The organism is Archangium violaceum, from assembly GCF_016887565.1.
GTDB classification, from domain to species: Bacteria; Myxococcota; Myxococcia; order Myxococcales; family Myxococcaceae; genus Archangium; species Archangium violaceum_B.
On sequence record NZ_CP069396.1, the window covers coordinates 7,861,492 to 7,887,896 of the forward strand.

General features: G+C 69.2%; 22 protein-coding genes. 7 read left to right on the forward strand and 15 right to left on the reverse strand.

The annotated features are described in order from the left end of the window. Positions 1-49: 49 nt before the first annotated feature. The gene (locus JRI60_RS31265; RefSeq protein ID WP_239469814.1) at positions 50-991 is read right to left on the reverse strand and encodes a GGDEF domain-containing protein; all 942 of its coding nucleotides are present in this window, start codon (positions 989-991) and stop codon (positions 50-52) included. 122 nt (positions 992-1,113) lie between these two features. Continuing rightward, positions 1,114-1,392 carry a glutaredoxin family protein gene (locus JRI60_RS31270; RefSeq protein ID WP_204219598.1) on the reverse strand — a complete coding sequence of 93 codons (279 nt, stop codon included), beginning with the start codon at positions 1,390-1,392 and terminating at the stop codon, positions 1,114-1,116. 22 nt (positions 1,393-1,414) lie between these two features. Here JRI60_RS31270 and JRI60_RS31275 point away from each other — a divergent pair, with 22 nt between their 5' ends. Continuing rightward, positions 1,415-2,587, forward strand: coding sequence for a DUF4388 domain-containing protein (locus JRI60_RS31275; protein ID WP_204219599.1), 1,173 nt, complete (start codon positions 1,415-1,417; stop codon positions 2,585-2,587). 73 nt (positions 2,588-2,660) lie between these two features. Here JRI60_RS31275 and JRI60_RS31280 read toward each other — a convergent pair whose 3' ends face one another. After that, entirely contained in the window at positions 2,661-4,304 is a 1,644-nt protein-coding gene (locus JRI60_RS31280; RefSeq protein WP_204219600.1) for an ELWxxDGT repeat protein, read from the reverse strand. A 213-nt stretch (positions 4,305-4,517) separates the two neighbouring features. Continuing rightward, positions 4,518-6,002: a penicillin-binding transpeptidase domain-containing protein gene (locus tag JRI60_RS31285; RefSeq protein ID WP_204219601.1), complete on the reverse strand. Its 1,485-nt coding sequence runs from the start codon at positions 6,000-6,002 to the stop codon at positions 4,518-4,520. A gap of 139 nt (positions 6,003-6,141) precedes the next feature. Here JRI60_RS31285 and JRI60_RS31290 point away from each other — a divergent pair, with 139 nt between their 5' ends. From JRI60_RS31290 to JRI60_RS31300, 3 genes are all read left to right on the forward strand, one after another. Beyond that, positions 6,142-7,029, forward strand: a complete 888-nt coding sequence (locus JRI60_RS31290) for an ABC transporter permease (protein ID WP_204219602.1) — start codon at positions 6,142-6,144, stop codon at positions 7,027-7,029. Further along, complete coding sequence (locus tag JRI60_RS31295; RefSeq protein WP_204219603.1) at positions 7,026-7,940, forward strand: ABC transporter ATP-binding protein; 915 nt, start codon at positions 7,026-7,028, stop codon at positions 7,938-7,940. The genes JRI60_RS31290 and JRI60_RS31295 overlap by 4 nt, the downstream gene beginning before the upstream one ends. 337 nt (positions 7,941-8,277) lie before the next feature. Further along, positions 8,278-10,263, forward strand: a complete 1,986-nt coding sequence (locus JRI60_RS31300) for a DsbA family protein (protein WP_204219604.1) — start codon at positions 8,278-8,280, stop codon at positions 10,261-10,263. A 133-nt stretch (positions 10,264-10,396) separates the two neighbouring features. On the opposite strand, the gene JRI60_RS31305 is transcribed toward JRI60_RS31300, so the two are convergent. From JRI60_RS31305 to JRI60_RS31320, 4 genes are all read right to left on the reverse strand, one after another. Further along, the gene (locus JRI60_RS31305; protein ID WP_204219605.1) at positions 10,397-10,783 is read right to left on the reverse strand and encodes a RidA family protein; all 387 of its coding nucleotides are present in this window, start codon (positions 10,781-10,783) and stop codon (positions 10,397-10,399) included. Between the two features lie 108 nt (positions 10,784-10,891). Next, a complete protein-coding gene (locus JRI60_RS31310) occupies positions 10,892-11,569 on the reverse strand; it encodes a YsnF/AvaK domain-containing protein (RefSeq protein WP_204219606.1) in 678 nt (225 codons plus the stop codon). 50 nt (positions 11,570-11,619) lie between these two features. Then, positions 11,620-12,198 carry a hypothetical protein gene (locus JRI60_RS31315; protein WP_204219607.1) on the reverse strand — a complete coding sequence of 193 codons (579 nt, stop codon included), beginning with the start codon at positions 12,196-12,198 and terminating at the stop codon, positions 11,620-11,622. Positions 12,199-12,409: 211 nt separating this feature from the next. Further along, positions 12,410-14,623 (reverse strand): RelA/SpoT family protein, encoded by a 2,214-nt coding sequence (locus JRI60_RS31320; protein WP_204219608.1) that lies wholly within the window; start codon positions 14,621-14,623, stop codon positions 12,410-12,412. 119 nt (positions 14,624-14,742) lie between these two features. Here JRI60_RS31320 and JRI60_RS31325 point away from each other — a divergent pair, with 119 nt between their 5' ends. Continuing rightward, entirely contained in the window at positions 14,743-15,816 is a 1,074-nt protein-coding gene (locus JRI60_RS31325) for an FHA domain-containing protein (RefSeq protein WP_204219609.1), read from the forward strand. 15 nt (positions 15,817-15,831) lie between these two features. On the opposite strand, the gene JRI60_RS31330 is transcribed toward JRI60_RS31325, so the two are convergent. Beyond that, positions 15,832-17,688 carry a serine/threonine-protein kinase gene (locus JRI60_RS31330; RefSeq protein WP_204219610.1) on the reverse strand — a complete coding sequence of 619 codons (1,857 nt, stop codon included), beginning with the start codon at positions 17,686-17,688 and terminating at the stop codon, positions 15,832-15,834. Positions 17,689-17,827: 139 nt separating this feature from the next. Here JRI60_RS31330 and JRI60_RS31335 point away from each other — a divergent pair, with 139 nt between their 5' ends. After that, on the forward strand, positions 17,828-18,586 hold the full coding sequence (locus JRI60_RS31335) for an FHA domain-containing protein (protein WP_204219611.1): 759 nt from the start codon (positions 17,828-17,830) through the stop codon (positions 18,584-18,586). Positions 18,587-18,648: 62 nt separating this feature from the next. On the opposite strand, the gene JRI60_RS31340 is transcribed toward JRI60_RS31335, so the two are convergent. Next, a complete protein-coding gene (locus JRI60_RS31340; RefSeq protein WP_204219612.1) occupies positions 18,649-19,011 on the reverse strand; it encodes a TraR/DksA family transcriptional regulator in 363 nt (120 codons plus the stop codon). Positions 19,012-19,140: 129 nt separating this feature from the next. Here JRI60_RS31340 and JRI60_RS31345 point away from each other — a divergent pair, with 129 nt between their 5' ends. After that, a complete protein-coding gene (locus JRI60_RS31345; protein WP_204219613.1) occupies positions 19,141-20,022 on the forward strand; it encodes a DNA integrity scanning protein DisA nucleotide-binding domain protein in 882 nt (293 codons plus the stop codon). Positions 20,023-20,121: 99 nt separating this feature from the next. Here the strand turns inward: JRI60_RS31345 and JRI60_RS31350 are convergent, their stop codons facing one another. The 5 genes from JRI60_RS31350 to JRI60_RS31370 are packed head-to-tail and all read right to left on the reverse strand — an operon-like array spanning position 20,122 to position 26,397. Then, positions 20,122-21,261, reverse strand: coding sequence for an acyl-CoA dehydrogenase family protein (locus tag JRI60_RS31350; RefSeq protein ID WP_204219614.1), 1,140 nt, complete (start codon positions 21,259-21,261; stop codon positions 20,122-20,124). A 27-nt stretch (positions 21,262-21,288) separates the two neighbouring features. Beyond that, on the reverse strand, positions 21,289-22,485 hold the full coding sequence (locus tag JRI60_RS31355; protein WP_204219615.1) for an acyl-CoA dehydrogenase family protein: 1,197 nt from the start codon (positions 22,483-22,485) through the stop codon (positions 21,289-21,291). Between the two features lie 33 nt (positions 22,486-22,518). Continuing rightward, the gene (locus JRI60_RS31360) at positions 22,519-24,603 is read right to left on the reverse strand and encodes a 3-hydroxyacyl-CoA dehydrogenase NAD-binding domain-containing protein (protein WP_204219616.1); all 2,085 of its coding nucleotides are present in this window, start codon (positions 24,601-24,603) and stop codon (positions 22,519-22,521) included. Positions 24,604-24,638: 35 nt separating this feature from the next. Then, positions 24,639-25,838: a 3-oxoadipyl-CoA thiolase gene (locus JRI60_RS31365; RefSeq protein ID WP_204219617.1), complete on the reverse strand. Its 1,200-nt coding sequence runs from the start codon at positions 25,836-25,838 to the stop codon at positions 24,639-24,641. Between the two features lie 4 nt (positions 25,839-25,842). Next, the gene (locus JRI60_RS31370; RefSeq protein ID WP_204219618.1) at positions 25,843-26,397 is read right to left on the reverse strand and encodes a PspA/IM30 family protein; all 555 of its coding nucleotides are present in this window, start codon (positions 26,395-26,397) and stop codon (positions 25,843-25,845) included. Positions 26,398-26,405: the final 8 nt, after the last annotated feature.

Here is a 26,405-nt window from a genome sequence, read left to right on the forward strand (position 1 = left end):
CACCATCTCGAATCACCCCGGGGCCTACCCTCGATGGGTCCGCCCCTCATCAAACCGTCAGTCCCACTCCCGCACCCCGCCGCTCCTCGCGTGCCCGGCGCAACGCCTGCAACGCGTGGGTGAGCAGCTGGGCCGGAGCCCCCACCATGTCCGGATAGCTCACCGCGCCCAGCGTCAGCGACGGGCGCAGCACCTTTCCCTCCACCTGCAGGCGCGCCAGGGAGAAGCGCTCGCTCACGCGAGCCATCACGTCCGGCACCCCCTCCGCCGGAGTCCCCGGCAGCAGCACGGCGAACTCGTCCTCGCCCACTCGCGCCACCACGTCCGCCTCGCGCACCGTCTGGCCGAACACCACCGCGCTGTACACCAGCAGCCGCTCGGCCACGCCCCGTCCGGACTCCTTGCGCAGGGTGCGGAAATCCTCGAGCGACCCGGCCACCACCGAGAAGCTGCCCCCGAAGCGCTCCGTGCGCCGCATCTCCAGCGTCATGAGCTCCAGCAAGAAGGTGCGCGTGTACAGCCCGGTGAGCGGATCATGCAGGGCGGCGGAGCCCGCGTCGTCGGGCAGCATCGCCCGGCGCACGGCCTTCTTCAGCCGCAGCTGGGCGCGCAGGCGAAGCACCAGCTCCTCGCCCGAGCCGGTGCGCGGCACCATGTCCACGCACAGGCCCTTCTCCAGGCAGTGGCGGTGCGCCTCGGTGTCCCCCGGATCCACCAGATACAGCAGGGGAATCGCGCCCCGGCCCATCTGCCGCAGCCGCCGCGCCACTGACACCGCCGCGAAGTCCGGAGCCTGCGCGGCGAGCACCACCGCGTCCGGGCGGATGGCCTCGAACAGCGGCCCCGCCGCGTCGAAGCGCGTCACCGGCACCACCCGGAAGCCCGCTTCCCCCAGCACCACCCGGGTTCGCTCCAGGTCTCCCGCACGCGGCTCCACCACCAGCACCGTCAGCGGCTGATCCGCCCTCTTGTGCTTGCGCCTCAACGCCACCGCCCCTCCCCTCCGGCCAGAACCTTTTTCCACATCGCTTCTCCGCCCCATCCCCAGGTTTACAGCCTCACCCACCCCTACTCCCTTCCATCCCCATGTTTTTCCTGGGGTTGGGAAGGCCGTTACCCCTCATGGTCCCCTGAAGGAGCAACAGGCGTGCCATCCATGACCCGCCGGAGGTACGCCTCGACCTCCCCTTCCTCCAGGCGAAGCTTGAACGCCTGGTGGCCGTCGATGATGACCACGGGGATGTCGTACCGGAAGGCGGCGAAGATGGAGGGATCGGCGCGGATGTCCTCCTCCACCAGATCGAAGGGGATGCGTTCGCGCACCCGCTCGAGCACGGCCTTGGCCTGGTCGCAGAGGCAGCAGTTCGGTTTCGAGTAGATTCGGACAATCATTTCGGACGAAGGATGTGATGCGATGCGCGGTCTGTCAGGTGACTTCTCGACGATGCCGTTGAAGGATCTCGTCGCGTACCTCGGCAGCCGGCGGGTGATGGGGACGTTGAGGGTCACCCGAGCGGGCGTGCGCAAGCTCATCCTCCTGCGCGAGGGGCAGGTGCTGAGCGCCAGCTCCAACCAGCCACGCGAGTTCCTCGGACAGTTCCTCATCAACATGGGGCACCTGAACGAGGAGCAGTTCAGCAAGGCCTACGCGACCCAGCGCGAGACGCGGGTACCGCTGGGGAAGATATTGGTGATGACGGGGATGGTACCCGAGCAGACGGTGCGCGCGGCCCTCTCCCTGAAGTTCCGCGAGACGCTGCTGGACATGTTTCCCTGGGAGGAGGGCGAGTTCTCCTTCGACGCGGGCCCGGTGGCGGAGATCGACGGCGTGGATGCGCGCGTGGAGTTGGCGGACGTGCACCGCGAGGGCGAGTTCCGCGAGACGGCCTGGCAGGCGATCCGGACGGCCTTCCCCTCGGGGAACCTGTACCTGGAGCTGGACGAGCGCCGGCTGGCGGAGTCCCCCAAGGCGGGCAGCCTGGACGCGAGGCTGGTGAAGCGCATCCGCGAGGGGCTGAGCATCGACGAGATGGCCAAGGTGCTGCACGCCTCGGAGTTCCTGGTGTACCAGCGGCTGTACGCGCTCTACCGGTTGGAGGCGGTGAAGGTGCGGAGCACGCCACCCGCGGTGCGCCAGCGGCCAGCTCCCGCCGAGGACGAGGACGAGGCGCAGGTGGTGGACGTGGACGTGCTCGGCGCCGAGTCCCCCACGAGCGAGGTCATCCAGGCGGCGCAGTCGTTCCTGGCCAACGGCAACTTCCGGGACGGAGAGGCACTGGCGCGCCGGGCGTACGAGATGTCGGCCACGCCGGAGACGGAGGCACTGTTGCGCTCGGCGGAGGCGGCGCTGCAGGGCGCGTTGCGCCGGGAGATGCTGGACAAGCCACAGGTGCCCTCGCTGGTGGTGTCGGCGGCGCAGTTGAAGACGCTGCAGCTCAGCTCGCCCGAGCGCTACCTGCTGTCGCGCATCGACGGCAAGCGCGACCTGGGCGCCATCATCAGCGTGTCCCCCATCAAGGAGGTGGAGGCGCTGAAGTACTTCCGGGCCTTCGTGGACTCGGGGCTGGTGAAGCTCACGCCCCGGTAACGCCTCGTCCCCGCCCCGGGCAGGCACCCCGTGTCGCGGATGCCCGCCCGCTGACGGTCCTCCTTCGAGGGTCCTACTCCCTCGGGAAGCAGGCCACGGGCAGTGCCCACGGCTCGCTTCCGTGAACGCCATCGTTCGCCGAGAAGTAGAGCCACTCACGGGTGACGATGAAGGCGGACGGAGACGACGATGCGGCGCCCGGTGCGATGTCCGCCATCTTCGTTCCCGCCTCCGTGCCATCGCTCCACCACGGCTCTTCCCCATGGACGCCATCGGAGGCCCGGAAGAAGACACCGCCACGTACCGGGAAGACCGGGGAGGGATCTCCCGAGATGGAGTTGGCGGGGCCCGGCTGGATGTCCTTCACCAGCCGAGTACCGGCGGGAGACCCATCCGTGACCCAGGGCTCCTGGCCCGTATCGGGCGCGGTGGCGTAGAAGAAGACCTTTTCCCCCGCCCTGACCAGGCCCGAGACCCCGAACCCGGGGGGAGGCTCGCCCGGATGGGTGTCCGCCAGCAGCAGCGTGCCTTCCGGCGTGCCATCGCTCCGCCAGGGCTCGCGGCCGTGGGTGCCATCATCGGCGGTCATGACGACGTCCCCGTCCAGCGGGGTCAGCTCGAGGGGCCGCGAGCCCTCCAAGCCAGGCCGGATGTCCTCCACGAGCCGCGTATCGTCGGCGCGGCCTCTGGAGGCCCAGAGCTCGCTCCCATGAACCCCGTCATCCGCGGAGAAGAAGAGCGTCCGCCGCGCCACGGTCAGCTCCGCGATGCTCGACCCCTCGGGACCCGAGCGGATGTCCTCCACGAGCCGGGTGTCGTCCCGGGTGCCATCGGTCTTCCAGAGCTCGCGGCCGTGGACGCCGTCGTCGGCCACGAAGAAGATCCGTCGGTTGTCCATCCGGAGCAGGGAGTCGGGAGAAGAGCTCGCGGGCCCGCGGGCGATGTCCTTCACCATCCGGGTGTCGTCCCGGGTGCCGTCGCTCTTCCAGAGCTCGCGGCCGTGGACACCATCATCGGCGGCGAAGAGGAGCCGGTTGCCGTCCACCAGGAACGATCCGGGCGAAGAGCTCCCGGGGCCACTGGCGATGTCCTTCACCAGCCGGGTGCCGCTCCTCGTACCGTCACTGCGCCACAACTCCTCGCCGTGGGAGCCATCGTTGGCGGCGAAGTAGAGCGTCCGGCCCACGACGACGGGGCGCGGAGAGAAGGTGTGGAAGGCATCACCCTGGGGGTTGATGTCCTCGACCAGGACCGTGCCCTCGGGTGTGCCGTCGCTCTTCCACAGCTCGGTGCCGTGGACCCCGTCATCGACGATGAAGAAGAGCTTCTGGCCCACGACGGTGAGGAACCTGGGACCGTCGGAGAGACCGCCGAGCAGAAGGGTGGTCTTCCATTCGGGAGCCGACTTGCGGCCCCTCGACACATCTTCCAGCTTCCACAAGGCGGCGGTGCTGGTCGAGGCGTTGAACGTACTGATGAAGACCACCCCTTCCACTTCGGCCTGATCGATGACGTTGGTGTGACCAGGCGCTGGGGTGAGATCCGCGACCATGACGGGCGGCTGGCAGCGCCGTTCATTGCGCCAGTCCGACTCCGCTTCGAGCCGCGCCGTGGCAGTGGATGACTGCCCGTTCTCCTCCACCGATTCATCCAGCGGGCCGCAGGCACACCACAGCGCACAGCCGCTGGCCAGCCAGAGCAAACTTTTGCGAGACATAGGTTTCCCCCTCCACCGAGCGGACACACGCCACACGGTGCCGCGCAATATGGAGAGGCTCCGACGCATGTCCAGTGCACCCGGAAGCAAGGCGAGTTCGTCACCACCCCGTAGGAGTCGCCTCCACATGGATGTGACATTGCCCGCTGACGGGGAACGGCCGATGCAGGAGAGAGGCGAAGACCGAGCGCTTGCTCGGCGCCTCGCGACGGCTCAGGGCCCGGTGGTCGCCGTCTTGGTGGCCGCCGGAGCATGGGGCGCGGGCGAACCGGCCACCTCCTCGACGGGAGTCTCCTCGTCGGAGGGCTCCTCCTCGGTGGGCTCCTCTTCGTGCGGCGCGGACGGATCCTCCTTGGCGGGAGCCAGGGACCCGGGAGGCAGACGCGCCAGGCCCAGGCGCATGGCCTCGCGGCCGAGCCACGTGGCCCGGATGCGCCAGAGGGGCTCGTTGACGATGACCGCCGCCACAGCGACCTTCGGGTTGTCCTTGGGCGCGAAGCCCACGAACCACGAGTAGTCGCGGAAGGGCTTGCGATCCGCCAGCGTCCCCGTCTTGCCCACCGCGCCCGGCACGCCCATGCCGCGCTCGCGGAAGATGCGGCGCGCGGTGCCCTTGGTCACCGTGGCCTCCATCAGGGTCGTCAGGTCGCGCGCCACCTCGGGCGACAGCACCTGCTCGGCGGGCTGGGACTGGGACTGGGACTGGGCGTTCGGGTCGGGCTCGAAGAGCACGGGGTCCTTCCAGACGCCCTTGTTGGCCGCCACGGCCGCCAGCAGCGCGCCGTGCAGCGGCGAGAGGTACACGTCCCCGAAGCCCGCGCCCGTCTGCGCGAAGCGGAACTCGTCACTGTCCGGCACCGAAGCGAGCGACACGTCCGTGGGCACCGGGAAGGAGATCTCCCGGTTGAAGTGGAAGCGGGCCGCGGCATGCTTGAGCGCCCCGGGCGACAGGTAGCGCTGCGTCAGCTTGGCGAAGACGACGTTGGCGCTCTTGCCCATGGCCTCGGCCAGCGAGTGGCACTGGCCATCCCGCTCGCTGTCCGCCAGCAGCTTCTCGGACAGGCGCCGCTTGCCGCCGTGGAAGCACGTCTCGTCCAGGGGCGTCACGCCGGCCTCCAGCAGCGCGCTGCCGGTGACGATCTTGAAGACGCTCGCCGCGGGGAACACCGCGCGCGTGGCCAGTCCGCGCAACCCCGGCTGCGCCTGCGAGTGCTCGGACATGGCCAGCACCCGGCCCGTGGACGGCTCCAGCACCACCACCGCGCCGTAGGGCACCTGGTACTGCTCGAGGAGCCCCTTGAGCTGCGACTGGAGGGTCGGGTCGATGGTCAGCGGCACGTTGCCGTTGGGACCCGGCACCACGAGCCGCCCCTGCGCGTCGCGCTTCGCGCGGGCGAGCACGTCCTGCTTGGGGGCCAGCGAGCGCAGGCGGGCGATGGGGGGGTCCGCCTCGCGCGAGGGTACGGGCACGGGAGGAACGAGCCCCGGCAGCACCCCGCCGTCCGTCACCTCGGCCACCGCCGTCCCACCGTCGTCGGAGGAAGCGGCCTCGTCCACCGTGACCATCCCGCCATCCGAGTAGGCGACCTCGATGGCCGGAGCCATCGTGGTGGTCCCCGCACTCCCCTCGTCCGCACCGACGAGCAGGATGAACAGGGGCAGGAGCAGCGTGGCGGGGAGGGCACGGGAAAGGGTCATGCGGGACCGTCGCGCGAGGGGGGTTGGGGGGGTCCGAATGGTACCTGTCCCGGGCGTTCCGTCCATTCCATCGTGAAGGCCCGCCTGGAGAGCGAGAATCCTGGCGAGCCTCCGCCGGGCCCGGTAGGGTCCACCCGCCTTGAACGGATTGAATGAGACTGCAGTGATCTGGGGCGCGGAGTGCCGCCGCACCGTGCGCAGCGCGCGGGTGGTGGCGCTGCTGGCGCTCTACAGCATGTTCTCCCTGCTGGTGCTGCTCGTGGTGGGGGGCATCACCAAGGCCCTGCGCGAGCAGCTGGACACCCAGGTGGCCCAGGCCGGCGCGGATGCCGCCGCGGCCACGCAGGTGGCCGACCAGTTCCGCCAGGGATTCCTCGGGTTCCTGCTGGGGGGCGATCAGGCCATGATGGAGGCGCTGGCGCAGGTGCCCCTGGTGGTGCTGGTGGTCTTCAAGGTCACCCTCTTCTTCCTGCCCGTCTACATCGCCATCATGGGCTTCGATCAGGTGAGCGGCGAGGTGGGCCCGCGCTCCATCCGCTACCTCACCGTGCGCTCGCGGCGCTCGTCGCTGCTGCTGGGCAAGTTCCTGTCCCAGGCCACGGTGCTGCTGGGCCTGGTGCTCATCATCGACCTGGCCATCTTCATCTACGCCGCGTTCACCACGCAGGACTTCACGGCCGGGTCCTTCGCCATCAACCTGCTGAAGTTCTGGCTGGCGGCGGTGGTGTTCTCGCTGGCGTACCTGGCGCTCACCACCTTCTGCTCCAGCCTCTTCCGGGCCCCCGCGCTGAGCCTCATCTTCAACATCTTCATGCTCTTCGGCTTCTGGCTGGTGAACCTGATGGGCAGCTTCGCCACGGAGAAGAGCCCGATGTCGTACGTGCGCTACCTGACGCCCTCGCACTACGCCAACAACCTGCTGCACCCCCGGCTCGCCGAATTCGCGGTGAGCGGTACGGCATATGCCGTCTTCGCGCTGCTGTTCCTCGGCGGCGCCCTCTTCGTCCTGCGCGCGAGGGACCTGTGAGCGAGCTGGCCATCGATCTCGTCAACGTCACCAAGCGCTTCGGCGCGAAGATGGCGGTGGATGGAGTGAGCTTCACCGTCCAGCGCGGCCAGGTGTACGGGCTCATCGGCCCCAACGGCGCCGGGAAGACGACCACCTTCTCCATGATGTGCGGCTACCTCTACCCCACCGGCGGCACCGTGCGGGTGATGGGGGTGGACCCCTCGAAGGACGGGGCCCTCAAGGGGGCACTGGGCGCGCTGCCCCAGGACGCGGTGCTGCCCGGTGGCTGGAAGGTGGGCGCGCTCCTCACCTACTGGGCGCGGCTGAGTGGCCTGGACAAGCCGGAGAACGAGGCGCGCGAGGCGCTCGACAAGGTGGGCCTGATGGAAGCCTGGGGCGTGGAGACGCAAGCGCTGTCCCACGGCATGGCCAAGCGCGTGGCCATGGGCCAGGCCCTCATGGGCAAGCCGCCGCTGGTGCTGCTCGACGAGCCCACCGCGGGGTTGGATCCGCGCATCGCCGCCCAGGTGCGTCAGGTCATCCGCGACATGCGGGGCCAGCAGCAGACGGTGGTGGTGTCCAGCCACAACCTCCAGGAGCTGGAGGAGCTGTGCGACGCGGCGGCCATCCTCGATCGGGGCAAGCTGGCCCAGGCCGGCACCATGGCCGAGCTCACCAGCCAGACGGCCGAGTTCCGCGTCCAGGTGGCGAGCGGCACCGTCATCGTCCCGGAGCTCGAGGCGATCCCCGGCGTCACCTCCGCTCGCATGGAGGGCGAGACGGTCCTCCACGTCCGCTTCGATGGCCAGGGCCACAAGCCCGAGGAGGTCATCAGCCGCGTGGTGGGCCACCTGCTGCAGACGGGCGTGCTGATCCTCGGCGTCTCGCGAGGCCGCCGGCTGGAGGAGCGGGTGCTGCAGCTGCTGTGAGGAAATCCCCCGGAAAATCCGGGTGAAACTCCGGGGCGGCTCGGGTCACCACGGGACTGATGGTGGCCCGACCCCTCTCACGACCCCGAGACATCCACGCGCACGCCTGGCCGCAGGGCCTCGGTGTAGGCGCGGAGCGGGCGTCCTGCCGGGGGGAATTTTGGCCGAAAAGCGTTGTGTTTCCGGGGCCCTGGGTGGATTCATCGCCCGGGTCGGGCACGCCTGGTCGTCTTGCGTGCTCCGAACGCGCTCTGTTATCTACCCGCGCCCTGCTGACTTGAACAAAGCCCGGGACCGCAGTCGGACCTGACGACGTACCTAGGAGCAGAACAGACTCATGAAACCCAATGTGATCGTGGCCCTGCTGGTGGGCCTGGTGCTGGGATTCGTTGGCGGCCGTGCTGTCACCGGCCCCTCGAAGGACTCCGCCGCTGGCAACAAGCCCACTGCCGCCGCCGCGGCCAACCCGTCCCGGCCGAGCGCCCGGCCGACGGACCCCACCGTCTTCAAGGTTCCCATCGACGGCTCTCCGGTGCTCGGCAGCGCGGACGCGCTCGTCACGCTGGTCGAGTTCTCCGACTACCAGTGCCCGTTCTGCTCCCGCGCCAACGCGACGGTGGAGCAGCTGCGCAAGCAGTACGGCAACAAGCTGCGCGTCGTCATGAAGGAGAACCCCCTCTCCTTCCACCCGCGCGCCAAGCCCGCCGCCCTGGCCGCCCTGGCCGCGGGTGAGCAGGGCAAGTACTGGGAGTACCACGACAAGCTCTTCTCCAACAGCAAGGCGCTCGAGGACGCGGACCTGGAGAAGTACGCCACCGAGATCGGGCTGGATCTGAACCGCTGGAAGGCGGACATGACCAACCCCAAGCTGTCCGCCCTCATCGATCGTGACCAGGCCCTGGCTGGCAAGCTCGGCGCCAACGGCACCCCGGCCTTCTTCATCAACGGCCGCTTCCTCTCCGGCGCCCAGCCGATCGACAACTTCAAGGCCATCATCGACGAGGAGCTCGGCAAGGCCGAGGCCCTGACGCGCTCCGGCACCCCGGCCAATCAGGTGTACGCCGCCATCCTCGCCAAGGGTGTGGAGTCCGCTCCCAAGGCCGCCGCCCCGCAGCAGGAGGCCCCGGCCACCGCCTACCGCAAGGTGGACGTGCCCGCCGACTCCCCGTCCTTCGGCCCGAAGAACGCCAAGGTGACCATCGTCGAGTGGTCCGACTTCCAGTGCCCCTTCTGCAGCCGCGTCACCCCGACGCTCAAGCAGATCAAGGAGAACTACCCCAACGACGTGCGCGTGGTGTTCCGTCACCAGCCGCTGTCCTTCCACCCGAACGCCAAGCCCGCCGCCGAGGCCTCCATGGCCGCTCATGAGCAGGGCAAGTTCTGGGAGATGCACGACAAGCTCTTCTCCAACCAGGGCTCGCTGGACCGCGCCACCTTCGAGCGCTACGCCGAGGAGCTGAAGCTGAACATGGGCCAGTTCAAGGCCGCGCTGGACTCCGGCAAGTACCGCGCGAAGGTCGAGGCCGACGCCTCCGCCGGCGCCGCCGTGGGCGCCAATGGCACCCCGACCTTCTTCGTCAACGGCCGTGAGTTCGTGGGCGCCCAGCCCTTCGACTCCTTCAAGCGCGTCATCGACGAGGAGCTCGCCCGCGCCAACAAGCTGGTGGCCGCCGGCACCAAGCCCGAGGAGCTGTACGGCAAGCTGATCGAGGAGGGCCTGAAGTCCAATGGCTCCGCCCCGCAGGCCCAGGCCCAGGCCCCGGCGGCCGAGGCCCCCGTGCAGAACATCGAGGTCGGCAACGCTCCGGCCATCGGCCCGAAGAACGCCCCCATCACCATCGTGGCCTACTCCGACTTCGAGTGCCCGTTCTGCGGCCGCGCCGTCCCGACGCTCAAGCAGATCGAGAACGACTACCACGGCAAGGTGCGCATCGCGTTCAAGAACTCGCCGCTGCCCTTCCACGCGAACGCCAAGCCGGCGGCCGCCGCCGCGCTGGCCGCCCATGAGCAGGGCAAGTTCTGGGAGTACCACGACAAGCTGTTCGCCAATCAGCGCGCCCTGGATCGCGCCTCGCTCGAGCGCTACGCCGAGGAGCTGAAGCTGAACCTGCCCAAGTTCAAGGCCGCGCTGGACAGCAACAAGTTCGAATCGCAGATCACCGCGGAGATGGCCGAGTCCAGCCGCGTGGGCGTCAACGGCACCCCGACCTTCTTCATCAACGGCCGCTCGCTCGTCGGCGCGCAGCCCGTCGATGCCTTCAAGCGCATCATCGACGAGGAGCTGAAGAAGAAGGGCGGCCCGATGGCGGCGGACCAGAAGTAATCCCCGCCGCCTCTCGCGAGGCCGCTGAATGAAAAAGGCCGTCGGACCAACAGGGTCCGGCGGCCTTTCTCTTTCCAGCTCCCTCTCCCCCTGGGAGAGGGTCGGGGTGAGGGTCTCCCCTCCCCGCGCATGCTCAGGACACGGCGATGGCGTCGATCTCCACCTTGGAGCCACGGGGCAGCGCGGACACCTGCACCGTGACGCGGGCGGGAGGCTGGCCGGTGAAGTACCGGCCGTAGACCTCGTTCACCTTGGCGAAGTCGCCCAGGTCGACGAGGAAGATGGTGCAGCGCACCACGTGGGAGAAGTCCAGGCCCGAGGCCTTCAGCACCGCGCCCAGGTTCTTCATCACCTGATCGGCCTGGACGACGACGTCACCCTGGACGATCTCCATCGTCTTCGGATCCAACGGAATCTGCCCCGACAGGAAGGTCATCTTCCCCGCGTCCACCTGCACGGCCTGCGAATAGGGGCCGATCGCCTTGGGCGCGTCGTCGGAGTGCACGATCTTGCGAGCCATGAATCCACCTCGGAGGTGTGGCGGCCAGCGAGGCCGCGAGTTCGCGGCGGCTCTACCACCGGAGGCCGCGACCGGCCAACCCCCACGGACGGAACCTGTTCACCGCCCTCAGTGGGAGTGCGTGTCGCCCTCCTCCTCTACGGTGGCCTCCTCGCGGCGCAGGGGCACCTCCTCCGTCCAGGTGCGGCGCTCCACGGCCTTCTTCAGGTGCACCTCCTCGTAGACCACGGGGCGCTTCACCACCTCCACGTCCTCGCGCCACAACGGGATGACCTGCTCGAGCTCCTCGAACATGCCCGAGGCTCGCGCCGAGGAGGCGGAGGTATCGGTCGCGCCCGGCTGGACGGGGATGCGCTCCACCACGAGCTCCTCGCGCCGCACCTCCACGGTGAACTGCTTCAGCTCGGTGCGAACCACCTTGCGCACGCGCACCGCCCCCACGTCGCGCGTGCGCACCTGGGGCCAGGCCTCCTCTCGCGCCAGGGGCACCCGCACGTCGCCCGAGTCCTCGTGCGCGCGGACGCTGGCCAGGGGCGGCTCGCTCACGGCGGGCGCCTCCACCTCGGAGCGCACCGGGCGCGGCGCGGCCCCCGCGAGCAGCCGCACCTCCCCGTCCGCCACCGTCCCCACGTCACTGCGGGAGATGGTGAAGCGCTGGGGCCAGAAGAAGCCGCGCTCCACCACCAGGGCTCCCCCCTCGAGCCCCACCACCGTCCCCAGGCGCCTGCCGTCCGCCGCACGCACCTCGAGGCCCTTCCTCAGCTCCTGCGTCGCGTCTGCCGCCATGCCCGTCGCTCCTCGGTTGCCCGTCGTGTCGTGCCTCGCCCGTGCCGCCCTCAGTGCAGATCCCGGTCCGGGCGCCCCGCGTCCTCGTGGGCCCCGGGCCTCCGGGCCTCCGGTGTGCTTCGCCTCCCCGTGAGCATCTCGCGCCACGGCAACCGGCTTCTCCGTGTCTCGACGCGTTCTCCGCCGAGCCCGGAGCGCAGCCACGGTGCCGCTACCCGCCCGGCCAGCAGGGCTCGCCCGAGCGCGGCGCCCGTTACCGCGCCCACCACCGCCGCGAGCCCGCTCCACACAGGCTGAGGAAGGACGCCCGCGCTGCCCGGCCCCGCCACCGCGGCCAGCAGGAGCGCGCCCGCGCAGGCCAGCAGCCCGTGCAGGTACGCACCGCGAATGCCGTGCTCGCCTGACGCGGACGCCCCCGTCCATGACGCCACCCCCGCCGCGAGCAGCGGCGCCACCACCCACCACAGCCGGAGTCCGATTCCGGGGCCGTCCCCTCGCGTGAATTGAGGCACATCCGCGAAGCGCAGGAGCACCAGCCACGCCGCGGCACCCAACAGCGCCCCCGCCGCCACCGCGCCCCAGCGCACACCCGGCAAGGGCTGGAACGTCCTTCCCTGTGTCTCGTCCATGGTGCCTCTCCTCACTCGGGAGTCGCGAGCGCTCCGACAGGCGCTCCGCCTGGCATCATGTGCAGCTTCCCCGCTCGTCGCAGCGCACGGCCGGAGGACCCTCCCCTTGAGCACGGGCAGGCAGGCCCACAGCGGGGACTCCGGGAATGAACTCGCGGGGGCCTATACCCTCACCCCGACCCTCTCCCAGAGGGAGAGGGAGGGTTGGGACTCAGATTCGCTCGACGGAGTAGACGCCCGGGAGGCGCTCGATGGTGCGCATCAGATCCGTCAGCTGCTTCAGGTCCGAGATCGTCACCTCGAAGGTGTTCACCGCCCGGTCATCCCCCGTCGCACGACAGTTGGCCTGCGAGATGTTCACACCCTTCTTCGAGAAGGTGTTCGAGATGTCCGCCAGCAGGCCCGTCCGATCCGCCGTGAGCACTCGCAGCGTGACCGGCCTCTTGAAGTCGCCACGCACGTCCCACGACACGTCCACCCGCCGCTCCGGATCCGTCGCCAGCGCCTTGTCGCAGCCCACCGTGTGCACCGTCACGCCCCGGCCCCGGGTGATGAAGCCCGCGATCGGATCTCCCGGCACCGGGTTGCAACACCGCCCGAAGCGCACCAGCACGTCGTCCACGCCGCCGATCTGCACCCCGCTGCTGTTCTGCTTGCCCACCAGCTTCTTGGCGAAGTCGGTGACCCTCGACAGGCCCGGCAGCATGCTGTTGGACGTGGCGGACGCCGACTCCACCGACGTGCCCTTCCCCTCCCCCGAGCTGGCCGCCAGCTTCTCCGGCGGCACCACACGGGAGATCACCTGGTTGGGCACCACCTTGCCGTAGCCCAGGGCCACCAGCAGATCGTCCTCCACCCGGTAGCCCAGCTCCTCGCAGACCTTCTTCAGCTCGCCGTTCTTCAGCAGCCTGTTGAAGTTGAGCTGGAAGCGCTTGAGCTCGCGCTCCAGCAGCTCGCGGCCCAGCTGCAGGCTCTTCTCGCGCTGCTGCTGCTTGATGAAGGCGCGGATGCGCTGCTGCGCACGGCTCGTCTTGACGAACGTCAGCCAGTCCTTGGACGGGTGCGCCTGGGGGCTGGTCAGCACCTCCACCGTGTCCCCGTTCTTCAGCTTGTAGCGCAGCGGGACGATCTTCCCGTTCACCTTCGCGCCCACGCACCGCCCACCCACGTCCGAGTGGATCGCATAGGCGAAGTCCACCGGCGTGGCGCCTCGCGGCAGGCTCTTCACGTCTCCCCGGGGCGTGAAGACGAAGACCTCGTCGGTGAAGAGGTCCACCTTCACCGTCTCCAGGAACTCCTTGGGATCCTTGAGGTCCTGCTGCCACTCCATGAGCTGGCGCAGCCAGGCGAACTTCTCGTCGTCCTTGCTGACGGAGAGCGCCTTGCCCTCCTTGTACGCCCAGTGCGCCGCGATGCCCTCCTCGGCCACCTTGTGCATGTCCGGGGTGCGGATCTGCACCTCGATGCGCTCGCCCAGCGGCCCCACCACCGTCGTGTGCAACGACTGGTACATGTTGGGCTTGGGAATCGCGATGAAGTCCTTGAAGCGCCCCGGCACCGGCTTCCACAGCTGGTGCACCAGTCCCAGCGCCTCGTAACAGCTGGGCACCGCGGGCATGATGATGCGGAAGGCGATGATGTCGTGGATCTGCTCGAACTCGATCCCCTGCGACTTCATCTTCTTGTAGATGCTGTAGACGTGCTTGAAGCGGCCGCTCACGTCGCCCGACAGGCCCCGCTCCTCCAGCTTCGTGCGGATGAGGGTGCTGACGTCCTCGATGTACTTCTCCCGCTCCTTCTTGCGCTTGTTGAGCTTGTCCTGCAGCGCCACGAAGTCCTGGGGCTTCACGTAGCGGAAGGACAGGTCCTCCAGCTCGGTCTTGATCCAGCTGATGCCCAGGCGGTTGGCCAGCGGGGCGTAGATGTCCAGCGTCTCCTGGGCGATCCGCCGCTGCTTCTCCTCGGACATGTGGTCCAACGTCCGCATGTTGTGCGTGCGGTCCGCCAGCTTCACCAGGATGACGCGGATGTCCTGCGCCATCGCGATGATCATCTTGCGGAAGTTCTCCGCCTGCTTCTCTTCCTGCGAGAGCGTGGCCGAGGCGGAGAACTTGGAGAGCTTGGTCACCCCGTCGACCAGCTGGGCGACCTCCGGGCCGAACAGCTCGGTGAGCTCCTCGGCGGTGGCGAGCGTGTCCTCGATGGTGTCGTGGAGCAGGCCGGTGACGATGGAAGCCTCGTCCAGCTTGAGCTCGGCCAGAAGTCCGGCGACCTCGAGCGGGTGGATGAGGTAGGGCTCACCAGACTTGCGTAGTTGGCCCTGATGCACCTTGGCCGAATAGACGTACGCCTTCTTGATGATGTCCAGATCGGGGTCCGGGTGATAGGACGCAACCCGTTGGAGGATGTCGTTGAGGCGGATCATCGAAGCGTCAGCAATGGTAACTGCCGCCCCCAGGGGGGGCAACGTCGCGTCCTTGGGATTTACTCGGGATTCGCTTTCGTTGACCCCGTGTTCCGCCCACTTCTAGAGTCGATCCGCCCATGTCACAGCTCCTGCTGTCCGCTCTCGCCGTCGTCTGCCCGAACTGTGACGGGTACAATCCCCCTCGTGCGGAGGGTTGCGCGACCTGTGGAACCTCGTTCATCGAGACTCCGGCCCCGGTGAATGCTTCACCCGCCCGGGCGGCGCCTGCTCCCTCTCCGGGCAAGCCCGTCCCCGGAGTCCCCCGCTCCCCTCCGATTCCCGCCCGTCCGCCCGAGGCCCCACCTGGTCTCCGTCCGGCCTCGCGCACCCCGGCCCCCGTCGCCGCGGCGGGGGGTATCCCACTCGCCGCCCGGCCCCTGTCCGCCCCGCGCCCGGTGGCGGCCCCCCTGCCCCTGGCGGCGCGCCCCGCCGCGCCGCCCGTCCCGGCGGCGGCACCCAAACCCGGCCCCGCGCCCGCCTCTGGAGCCCGTCCCGCCCCGGCCGCTTCCCGCTTCGGGCTGGCCGTCATCGCCGGATCCACGCGCGGCCAGCGCTTCAAGCTACCCGTCACCGGCTGCTCCGTGGGCCGCACCCGCGGCGCCATCCTCTTCGCCGACGATACCTTCGTTTCCGCCCAGCACGCCTCTTTCCTCATCAAGGACAACGTGCTGCATGTTCGCGACGAGTCCAGCGCCTCGGGGGTGTACGTCACCATCCCGGGCGTGGAGACGCTCCTCCCCTTGTCGTTCTTCAGCATCGGCCAGCGCCTCTTCCGCTTCCTCGGCAAGCTCGAGGCCCCGCCGCCCCTCGCCGGTCGCCCCACTGTCTACGGCGCCCCCGTGCCCCCGGGCCAGGGCGTGTTCGGTGTGGAGGAGGTGCTGGTGGGAGGCCGCAGCGGTCGGACGGTGGTGACCTCGGCCCCGTTGCTGACCCTCGGACAGGCCAACTGCGACTTCAGCTACGGCCAGGAAGAAGGGCTGGCCAGCCGCCACTGCGAGCTGAGCTTCAGCCTCGCCGGTGCCCAGCTGAGAGATCTCTCCGGAGGCCTGGGCACCTATGTGCGCATCCCCCCGGGGGTGGAGCGGCCGCTGCGCCCGGGAGACCGGGTGCGCATGGGCCAGCACATCGTCCAGGTGGAGCTGATGGGCTGAGCCCCCGCCTCCGGACTAACGGCCGGCGGCGGAGGACAGTTCTGGTATCCGCTTGAGGATGGTGGCGCGGGCCTTGGAGTCCGGCAGGTCGCGCAGGTGGCGCTTCCACCAGCCGCGCGCCTCGTCGGTGATTTCACGCGCCCAGTACACCTCGCCGAGCATCAGCGACAGCTCCGGCGACGGATTGAGGACGAAGGCGTTGCGGAACTCCGTGGCGGCCAGGTCCAGGTTCTTGTTCTTGTAGGCGTCGTATCCCGCCTGCTGCCGCCGCTGTGCCTCCGCGAGGTTGCGCGGATCCTTGGGGATCTGCTGCTCGTACAGGGGCATGCCTGGGTCCGGCACGAAGGCGCCAGCCTCCTGGCCGGGGATGGGCGCGTTCACCGGGGGAACGAAGGGAGCCTTCGTCGCCTGGTTGCGCCAGCTCGTGTACAGCCAGTAGCCGGCCAGGCCGAGCGTCACCAGCGCCAGGGTGAGGACGAAGGCCTTGAGGAAACCGAACCCGCCCCCGACGTCGGGGACGGTGGCCACGATGGCCTCGGTCTTGTCGTTGGCCAGGGCCTGAACGGGTGGGAGCCGCTCGGTGGCCGAGCGATCGGCGGGGAGCCGCTCGGTGGCCGAGCGCACGGGAGCGTGCGCCGCGGGCGGTGGCGGGCGCTCCCTCTCACGCTCCGGCGCGGGCCGGCTCGGAGGCGCCAGCTGCGTGCGCTCCTGGGACATCCGGGCCATGGCGGCGCCGGGCTGCATGCGCTCGGGCATGGCGCGCACGGTGGCGTCGGACGCGCTCCCCCACGGGTCGGTGATCTCCGTGCTCACCCCACTGGGAGGAGGCGTGGCCCGGCGAGGCAGCGGTGCGAACACCCCCGCCGAGCCCCCGGCCGTGCGCCGGCCGGAGGCGGACACGCTGGTGCGGCGCTCGCGCGGCTCACGCTCCTTCTCCTTCTCCACCGCGAGCAGCTCGGCCTTGAAGGCCTCCGCGTCCTGCGGCCGGTCATCCGGGCTCTTGGAGAGGGCCCGCATGATGAGCCGCTCCATGGCCTGGGAGACGCGGATCTCCGGGCGCTTGCGCGACGGAGGGACGGGCTCCTCGGTGAGGTGCTTGGTGGCATAGCCCACCGCGGAGTCGGACTCGAAGGGGAGCCGGCCGGAGATGAGCTGGTAGAGGATGACGCCCACCGCGTACAGGTCCGAGCGGTGGTCCAGCGTGGCGCCGCGGGCCTGCTCGGGAGACATGTACTCCGGGGTGCCGCAGACGAAGCCGGTGCGGGTGAGCGTCGGGCCGTCCTCGCCGTCCTGGATCTTCGCGATGCCGAAGTCGAGCACCTTCACGAAGTCCGGCTCGTTGCGGCGCTGCTCCACCATGATGTTCTCGGGCTTGAGATCCCGGTGGATGACGCCAGCGGCGTGCGCGTCGTAGAGGGCGGAGAGCACCTGACTGACGATGCGCGCCACGCGCGACTCGGGCAGCGGGCCGTCCTTGCTCAGGACGGTGTGCAGGTCCTGCCCCGGCACGAACTCCATGGCGATGAAGAGGGCGCCGTCCTCCGTCACGCCGAAGTCGAGGATGCTGATGGAGTTGGGGTGGTTGAGACGGCTGGCGGCCTTGGCCTCGCGCTTGAAGCGGGCCACGGTCCGGTCATCACCCAGCAGGGTGTGACGCAGCACCTTGAGCACCACCAGCTTGTCCAGGGCGACCTGGCGGGCACGGTACACCTTGCCCATCCCGCCCTCACCGATGAGGGCCTCGACCTGGTACTTCTGGGCGATGGTGCGTCCGATGTACTCGTCCGCCTCCCCGCGCGCGAGCGTGGCGCCGCAGGCGGGGCAGTATTTGGAAACGTCACCGGCGTCAGCGCGGCAGCTCGGACAATGCAAGGGACTTCCCGGAAAGCAGGGGTCTGGGGGGTGTTGGTCCCCGAACTTCCCACGAGCGTCGGGTCGCCCGCAAGGTGGACGGGCACTGCTTTGTGCCCGCGCAACCCTCCACCGGGCTTGATATGTAAGCCCGCCCGCCATGGTCTACTGCCCCCGCTGCGACGCAGAGAACCCCGACTCCGCCTCCACCTGTCACGCCTGTGGCTCGCCCATCCGCTCGGGCGGCACGATGGTGATGGCAGCGCCGAAAGTGACGGCCCGGCCCCAGGTGGCCCTGCGCGTGGTGCGGGCCGACGGTGGCCCCGAGTCCGTGGTGCGGATGACCCGGGACACCCTCACCTGCGGCCCCCAGGGGGACCTGGTGCTGATGGACGACCCCTTCATCATGCCCGTCCAGGCCCGCTTCTTCTTCTCGGGGGCCCGGCTGGCGGTGGAGGACGTGGGAGGGGCCAACGGCGTCTTCGTGCGCCTGCGCCAGGACAAGGAGCTGCCGGTGGGTGGCGAGCTGCGCCTGGGTCGGCAGCGGCTGGTGCTCGAGCCCATTCCCGCGGCGGCGGTGGGTCCGGGTGGCGCCCACATCTGGGGCTCTCCTGACCCGGGCTACCGGCTGCGGCTGGTGCAGATACTGGAGGGAGGCGTGCGAGGGGCGGCCTTCCCGCTCAAGGAGGGGGACAACCACCTGGGGCGCGAGCAGGGGGACATCGCGTTCCCGACGGACGGCTTCGTGTCGGGGCGCCACGCGCTGCTGCATGTGAAGCAGGACCGGCTGCGGGTGCGGGACGTGGGTTCGTCCAACGGCACCTTCATCCGGCTGACCGGCCCCGTGTTCGTGGAGAACGGGGACCACTTCCTCATCGGCCGCCAGCTGCTCCGGGTGGAGATCCAACTGGCGGCCTGAGAGAGGCAGGTGGTCTTCACGCGGGCCCGTGCGCGAGGTCCACCTGCCCTGTTCCCACGGCATCAGCCGTAGGACTTCTCCTTCTTCTCCTGCTCCTCCTTGCAGCGGATGCACAGCGTGGTGACCGGCCGCGCCTCCAGCCGCTTGGGGGAGATCTCCTCCTCGCACCGCTCGCAGATACCGAAGGTGCCGTCCTCGATGCGGGCCAGGGCCCGATCGATCTTCTGCATCAAGAACTTCTCCCGGTCGCGCAGGCGGAACGCCATGGACTGGGCATACTCGGAAGAGGCCTGGTCGATCTCGTCGGGGAGATCATCGGTGTCGAAGCTGGCTTCCTCCACCAACGTCTTCTTGGCGCTCTCCAGCAGGCTCGTCTTGCTGTCCTCGAGCATCTTCTTGTAACGCTTGAGATCTTTCTGGTTCACAGCCTTAGGCTCCCGTCTGCGGGGAAATGGGCCCGGTACTCCGGAAAAAAAGGCCGGAAAGCTTTATTCACCTGCGGTCTGATGTCAAGGAGACCTGACCTACCTATAACAGGGGGCGAGGTCGTACCCATGAGCGAAGCCTCGAAATTCGATCGGGAGTTCCTGCGAGCCGCCCTCTCGCTTGCTGGAAAGGGGGACGTGGACCACTTCCTCTACATCAGCGATGCGCCCATTCCCCCCGAGGACCTGAGACGGCAGCAGGCCAGGCGCAAGCTCGTCTACGCGGTGACCTCGGACAACATCGCGCAGGATCTGCTCTCCAAGAAGCAGAAGGCGCTGGTGATTCCGGCCTACGACTACTCGCGCACCGAGCGGGTGAAGGTGGCGCTGGTGTCGGCGCTGTCACAGGGGGCGTTCAAGGAGGGGGACCTGGTGCTGGCGATGACGGGCAAGCTGGGGCGGGCCCCGGACACGCTGATGCAGATGCGCATCGGGGGCTCACTGGACGACCGGCTGACGATCGAGGGCGTGAAGCTGGGGGACGAGTTCAACTCGCAGGTGGTGGACGCGCTCATCCAGCTGGCGCTGCAGGTGGGCCAGGAGGGCTTCGAGGGCCACCCGATCGGGACGATCATCACGATCGGCGACCACACGAGCGTGATGGAGAAGAGCCGGCAGATGACGATCAACCCGTTCCAGGGTCTGTCGGAGGCCGAGCGCAACGTGCTGGACCCGAAGATCCGCGAGGCGATCAAGAACTTCTCGGTGCTGGACGGGGCGTTCGTCATCCGGGAGGACGGAGTGGTGCTGGCGGCGGGCCGCTACCTGTCGGCGTCGGATGACGCGGTGAAGATTCCGCTGGGGCTGGGGGCGAGGCACGCGGCGGCGGCGAGCATCACGTCGATGACGAAGAGCATCGCGCTGGTGGTGAGCCAGACGTCGGGAGCGGTGAGGCTCTTCAAGGGCGGCAACATCGTGCTGGAGCTGCACCAGACCGCGCGCCGCACGTAGCCCCACACCCCTCTCCCCCTGGGAGAGGGACGGGGTGAGGGTATCCGGCTCCCGGGTTCCCCCGTGGCGCAACACGGCGTCACGGGTGCCCCACACAGCCTACGCCGCGTCCACGGTAGCGAAGCGGGTCAGGTGGAAATCAGCGTCACCGAAGGTACGGTCGATGGTGGTCAAGCGCTTGAAGTAGTGGCCAGCGCTGTACTCCAGGGTGGTGCCGATACCGCCGTGCAGCTGAATCGCCTGTTGGCCGATGAAGCGGCCGGACCGGCCGATCTGGACCTTGGCCGCGGAGATCGCCTTGGTGCGCGCCTGGGCATCGGCGCTGTCCGCGCGATCGGCGGCGAGGATCGCCATGGATCTTGCCTGCTCGTGGGCAATGAACATGTCGACCATGTGGTGCTGCAGCACCTGGAAGCTGCCAATCGGCACGCCGAACTGGATGCGCGTCTTCAGGTAGTCGAGCGTCAGCTCGTTGAGCGCCTGCATGTTGCCCACTGCCTCCGCGCACAAGGCGGCGATGCCGCGATCGATCGCCTGCTGGATGAAGGGAAACGCACCGCCCTCCCCTCCCAGCAAGGCCGAGTGCGGCACCCGTACGCCCTCGAGCGCGACCTCGGCGGCGCGGGTGCCATCGACATTGGGATAGCCGCGAATCCGCAGGCCCGGCGCACCGCGCTCGACCAGGAACAGCGACAACCCGTCCCGGTCGTCCGCCTTGCCCGCCGTGCGCGCCGAGACGAGCAGGAGGTCGGCGCAGTCGCCCCCGAGCACGACCGCCTTGGCTCCATTCAGCGTGTAGCCCTCGGCGTCGCGTCTCGCCGTGGTCGCCACGTGGGTGAGCGAATAGCGCGACCTGGGCTCACCGTGGGCGAAGGCCAGGAACAGCGCGCCCTCGGCCACGCGAGGCAGCACGCTGGATTTCTGCGCCTCGCTGCCCGCGGCGCGGATGAGTCCAGCGCCCAGGACGACCGTGGGGAGGAAGGGCTCCACCACCATGCCGCGGCCGAACGCCTCCAGCACGATGGCGAGGTCCTGGAAGGTGCCGCCAATGCCACCGTGCTGCTCGGGGAGCTCCACCCCGAGCAGGCCCATCTCGGCGAAGGTGGCCCACAGCTCCCGGGAGAAACCTTCCGCCGAGGCCAGGATCTTCGCCCGGCTCTCGAAGCCGTAGCGTTCGCGAATGAGACGGACCGCGGTGTCCCGCAGCATCCGCTGCGTGTCGGTCAGACTGAAGTCCATGAGGGATCTCGCTCCTTGCGCGCCGCCTCAGAGGCCGAGCACGGCCTTGGCCAGGATGTTGCGCTGGATCTCGTTGGAACCGCCGTAGATCGTCACCTTGCGGTAGTTGAAGTAGTCCGGCGTCAGCGGGGCGGCGTACTCGGGGCCGATCGGCTCGCCCTTCCAGCCGGGCTCACGGGCCTCGGGGTTGAACGGCAGGGCGTAGGGGCCCACCGCTTCCATCATCAGCTCGGTCAGGGTCTGCTGGATCTCCGAGCCCTTGATCTTGAGCATGTTGGCCTCGGCGCCTGGAGCCTGACCGGCCCGCTCGGCGGCGATCATGCGCAGGTTGGTCAGCTCCAGCGCCATCAGCTCGATCTCCACCGCCGCGATCTTCTCGCGGAAGCCCGCGGTCTGGCTCAGCGGCACGCCGTCCACCTTCTCCTCGGTGGCGATCCGCTTCAGCCTCTTCAGTTCCGCCTTGGAGCGGCCGATGCGCGCGATGTTGGTGCGCTCGTGGCCCAGCAGGAACTTGGCATGGGTCCAGCCCATCCCGGGCGCGCCGACGATGTTCTCCTTCGGCACGCGCACGTTGTCGAAGAAGACCTCGTTGACCTCGTGCTCACCGTCGAGGGTGATGATCGGACGGACCGTCACGCCCGGCGTGCTCATGTCCGCCAGCAGCATGGAGATGCCCTGCTGCTTCTTGGCCGCCGGATCGGTGCGCGCCAGCAGGAAGATCATGTTCGCGTGCTGACCCTGGGTGGTCCAGGTCTTCTGCCCGTTGAGGACCCAGTGGTCGCCCTCGAGCTCCGCCTTCATCCGCAGTGAAGCCAGGTCGGAGCCGGAACCCGGCTCGGAGAAGCCCTGGCACCACCAGTCGTCCTGCCGGAGGATGCGCGGCAGGTAGTAGTCCTTCTGCCGCTGGCTGCCGAAAGCCATCAGCACGGGGCCGATCATGCTCAGGCCGAACGCGAGGGGCTGGGGGGCTCCCTCCTCGGACAGCACCTCGTCGAAGAGATGGCATTGGACGGAGTTCCAGCCAGTCCCGCCATACTCCTTCGGCCAGCGCGGCCCTCCCCAGCCGCGCTCGTGGAGCCGGCGCTGCCACGCGACCTGCTCCTCCTTGCCGAGGCGCTTGTGGTGGAGGACGCGGTCGCGCGTCTCGGGCGGGAGATTGGCTCGCACCCACTGCCGCACCTCGTCGGCGAAGGCGAGTTCCTCGGGGGTGTAGTTCAGGTCCATGGTGCTCTCCAGGGCGTGCCGTTCGTTCCCGGTTCAGAGGGCCTGGGCGAAGCCCTTGCCCTCGGCGACCAACCGCTCCAGCAGCGGCGACGGCGTCCACCAGCGGGTGCCGTGCTTGCGTCCGTACTCGCGAATCTTCTCCAGCGCCTGGGGCAGCCCGAGCTCGTGCTCCGCCCAGAACATCGGTCCCCCCCGGTGGGCCGGGAAGCCGTAGCCGTAGAGGTAGACGATGTCGATGTCGCTGGCCCGGTAGGCGATGCCCTCGCGCAGCACCTCGCAGCCGATGTTCACCATGGCCAGGAAGCAGCGTTCGAGGATCTCCTGCTCGCTGATCTCCCGGCGCTGGATGCCGTACCCGGCGGCCGTCTCCTCGATCACCCTGGCGACGACATCGGAGGGGATCGGGGTGCGCTGGCCCGCCTGGTAGTCGTAATAGCCCGCCTGCGTCTTCTGTCCGAGCCGGCCCATCTCGACCAGCTTGTCGGCCACGGCTCCGGCCTTGACCTCGAAGGTGCCGGGGTCCCGGTCCTTGCGCGACTTGTAGCCGATGTCGAGGCCCGCCAGGTCGCCCATCTGCAGCACGCCCATGGGCATGCCGAACTTCACCAGGGCCTGGTCCACCTGCTGTGGCGTGGCGCCTTCCAGGACCAGCAGGCTGCCCTCACGCATGTAGCCCTCCAGCATGCGGTTGCCGATGAAGCCGTGGCAGTTGCCGGCGACCACACCCACCTTCTTGATGCGTTTGGCGACGTCCAGCGCGGTCGCCAGCACATCGGGCGCGGTCCGGGCGCCACGGACGATCTCCAGCAGCTTCATGACGTTGGCGGGGGAGAAGAAGTGCATCCCCAGGACGTCCGCCGGCCGGGAGGTGTAGCCGGCGATGGTGTCGATCGACAGGTAGGAGGTGTTGGAGGCCAGGATGGCGCCCTTCCGGGCGACCCGGTCCAGGGTCTCGAAGACCTTCTTCTTGACCTCCAGCGTCTCGAACACCGCTTCGATGATGAGGTCCGCGTCGGCCAGCGCGTCGTAGGACAGGGCCGGTTTGATGAGGCCCATGCGGGTCTCCACCTGCTCCGCCGTCAGACGCCCCTTGGCCGCCGTGGCCTCGTAGTTCTTGCGGATGACGCCCAGGCCCCGGTCCAGCCCTTCCTGGTTCACCTCCAGGAGGGTCACCGGGATGCCGGCGTTCGCGAAGTTCATGGCGATGCCACCGCCCATGGTGCCGGCACCGATGATGGCCACGGACTTGATGGAGCGCGGCTTCACGTCGGCGGGCAGACCGGGAATCTTGGCGACCTGACGCTCGGCGAAGAAGACATGCTGGAGCGCCTGGGCCTGGCTGTTCCGCGCGCACTCGATGAACAGGTCGCGCTCGCGTTGGATGCCCTGATCGAAGGGCAGCGTGGCCGCGGCCTCCACGGCGTCGATGATGCGCTGCGGGGAGAAGAGGTTCCGCTTCTCCTTGGCGGTGCGCTGGCGAGCCGCATCGAAGAAGCCCGCGGGAACCGCGTCCGGCGCGAGGGTGAGGTCACGCACCCGGCGGCGCGGCGAGCCGATCTTCTCCCGCGCGAAGGCGACGGCGGCCTCGGTCAGATCTCCGTCCACGATCTTGTCGATGGCGCCCATGTCGCGCGCGACGGGCACTGGAATCGGGTCGCCGGAGATCATGGCTTGCAAGGCCGGCTCGATGCCGACGAGACGCGGCAAGCGCTGGGTACCGCCAGCGCCCGGCAGGATGCCCAGCTTCACCTCGGGCAGCCCCACCTGGGCGTTCCCCAGGGCCACGCGATGGTCGCACGCCAGCGCGACCTCGAAGCCGCCACCGAAAGCCGTGCCGTGGATTGCCGCCACCACCGGCTTGGAGAAGGCGTCGAGTGCGTCGATCACCTCCGGCAAGCCCGGCGACCTGGGCGGGCCGCTGAACTCGGTGATGTCGGCGCCCGCCATGAAGGTGCGCCCCGCGCAGGCGATGACCACGGCCTTGATGGCGCCGTGGGACTCGGCCTGCTTCAGCCCGTCGAGGAGTGCCACCCGCACGGACTGGCTGATGGCATTCACCGGCGGGTTGTCGATCCAAAGGATGCCGACGTCACCGCGCGCTTCGAAGCGTCCAGACATTCGTCTCCCTCCCTGTTTCGTATCGATTCCGGTGGTTACACCCGCTCCAGCACCACCGCGATGCCCTGGCCCACGCCGATGCACATGGAGACCACCGCGTACCGGCCGCCACCGCGTGCGAGCTGGCGCGCCGCCGTCAGCAGCAGCCTCGCGCCCGAGGCCCCCAGTGGATGGCCGACGGCGATGGCACCGCCGTTGGGGTTGACCCGGCTGTCGTCGAAGCCGAGCCCCAATTGCTTCAGGCAGCCCAACACCTGGGTGGCGAAGGCCTCATTGATCTCGAGGAGGTCCATGTCCTTCAACGTCAGCCCGGCCCGGTCCAGCGCCTTGCCGATCGCGGGCACGGGGCCGAGGCCCATGACACGCGGAGGCACGCCTGCGACGGCGCCCGTGAGGATCCGCGCCAGGGGCCTGGCCCCCATTCTCCGGCCGATCTCCCCGGTGCCGATCACCAGGGCCCCGGCACCATCGTTGATGCCCGAGGCGTTACCCGCCGTGACCACGCCCTCCGGGAACAGGGGCGTCAGTGCGGACAGCCGCTCCAGGGTCGTCTCGGGCCGGGGGTGTTCATCGGCCGCCACCACGGTCCGGGCACCGCGCCGTCCCTCCAGGACAACGGGCGTCAATTCCCCCTCGAAGAAGCCCTCCTTCAGTGCCGCCGCGTACTTCCGCTGGGAGGCCAGGGCGAAGCGGTCGCTGTCCTCCCGGCCGATGCCGAGCTCGTGGGCGATGTTGTCCGCGGTCTCCGGCATGGTGTCGTTGCCGAAGGCCTCGGTGATGACCGGATTCGGGAAGCGCGCACCCATCGTGGTGTCGAAGACCCGGGCCTCGCGGCTGTAGGCGGTCTCCGCCTTCCCGAAAACGAAGGGGGCGCGGCTCATGCTCTCCACCCCGCCCGCCAGGAAGAGCGCTCCCTGTTCCGTGCTCGCGGCGCGCGCGACGTCCAGGACCGCCGCCAGGCCACTGCCGCACAGGCGGTTCACCGTCACCCCCGGAACCTCGACCGGCAGGCCCGCGAGCAACGCGGCGTGACGCGCGACATTGCGGCTGTCCTCGCCCGCCTGGTTCGTGCAGCCGATGACGACGTCCTCGAACTGCTCGGGCCGGAAGGGTCCACGGGCCACCAGCGCCTTGAGCACGCCGGCCAGCAGGTCGTCCGGGCGGACCGCGGCGAGCGCTCCGCCATGACGGCCGAACGGCGTGCGGAGGCCCTCATAGAGCCAGGCGTCGAACATGCGCCTACCCGCGCTCCTCGCGGTAGATCTCCGCGAGCGCATGGGCCCGTTCGATCTCATCGCGCGCGGCGTCCAGCGCGAGCACCTTGTCGAAGCGCTCCACCTGCTCTTGCAGCGCTCCGGTGACGAGCCCTCCCACGGCGAGCCGGGCGGAGGCGCTCTCGCGCTCGGCCCGAAGCTCGGCCACCCGGCTGCCGATGTCCGCGGCGGCCTCCAGGAGCAGCTTGCTGTCCTGTTCGGCGCGCTGGAGCGAGTCCTGCGTGGTCCTCAGCAGCGACTGGGTCTGGGCACGGTCGCGCTCGAGCGTGGTGGCGACCTTGGCGTCCCCCTTCTCGTCCGCGGTGGCGCGCCGCTTGGAGAGCTCCTCCAATCGGCGGGCGTACCGCTCCTCGGAGCGGGCCAGGTCGCCCTTGAGCGCCAGGAGCGTGGCGGCGGACTTGCGGACCTCGGCCGCCTGGCGCTCCAGGTCCTCGATGAGCTGATCAAAGGCCGCGAGCGGATCCGTGGGCTTCTCGGGCTTCGTCGGCTTCTTCTTCTTGCGCAACCAGTCGAAGAGCATGGGCGGCG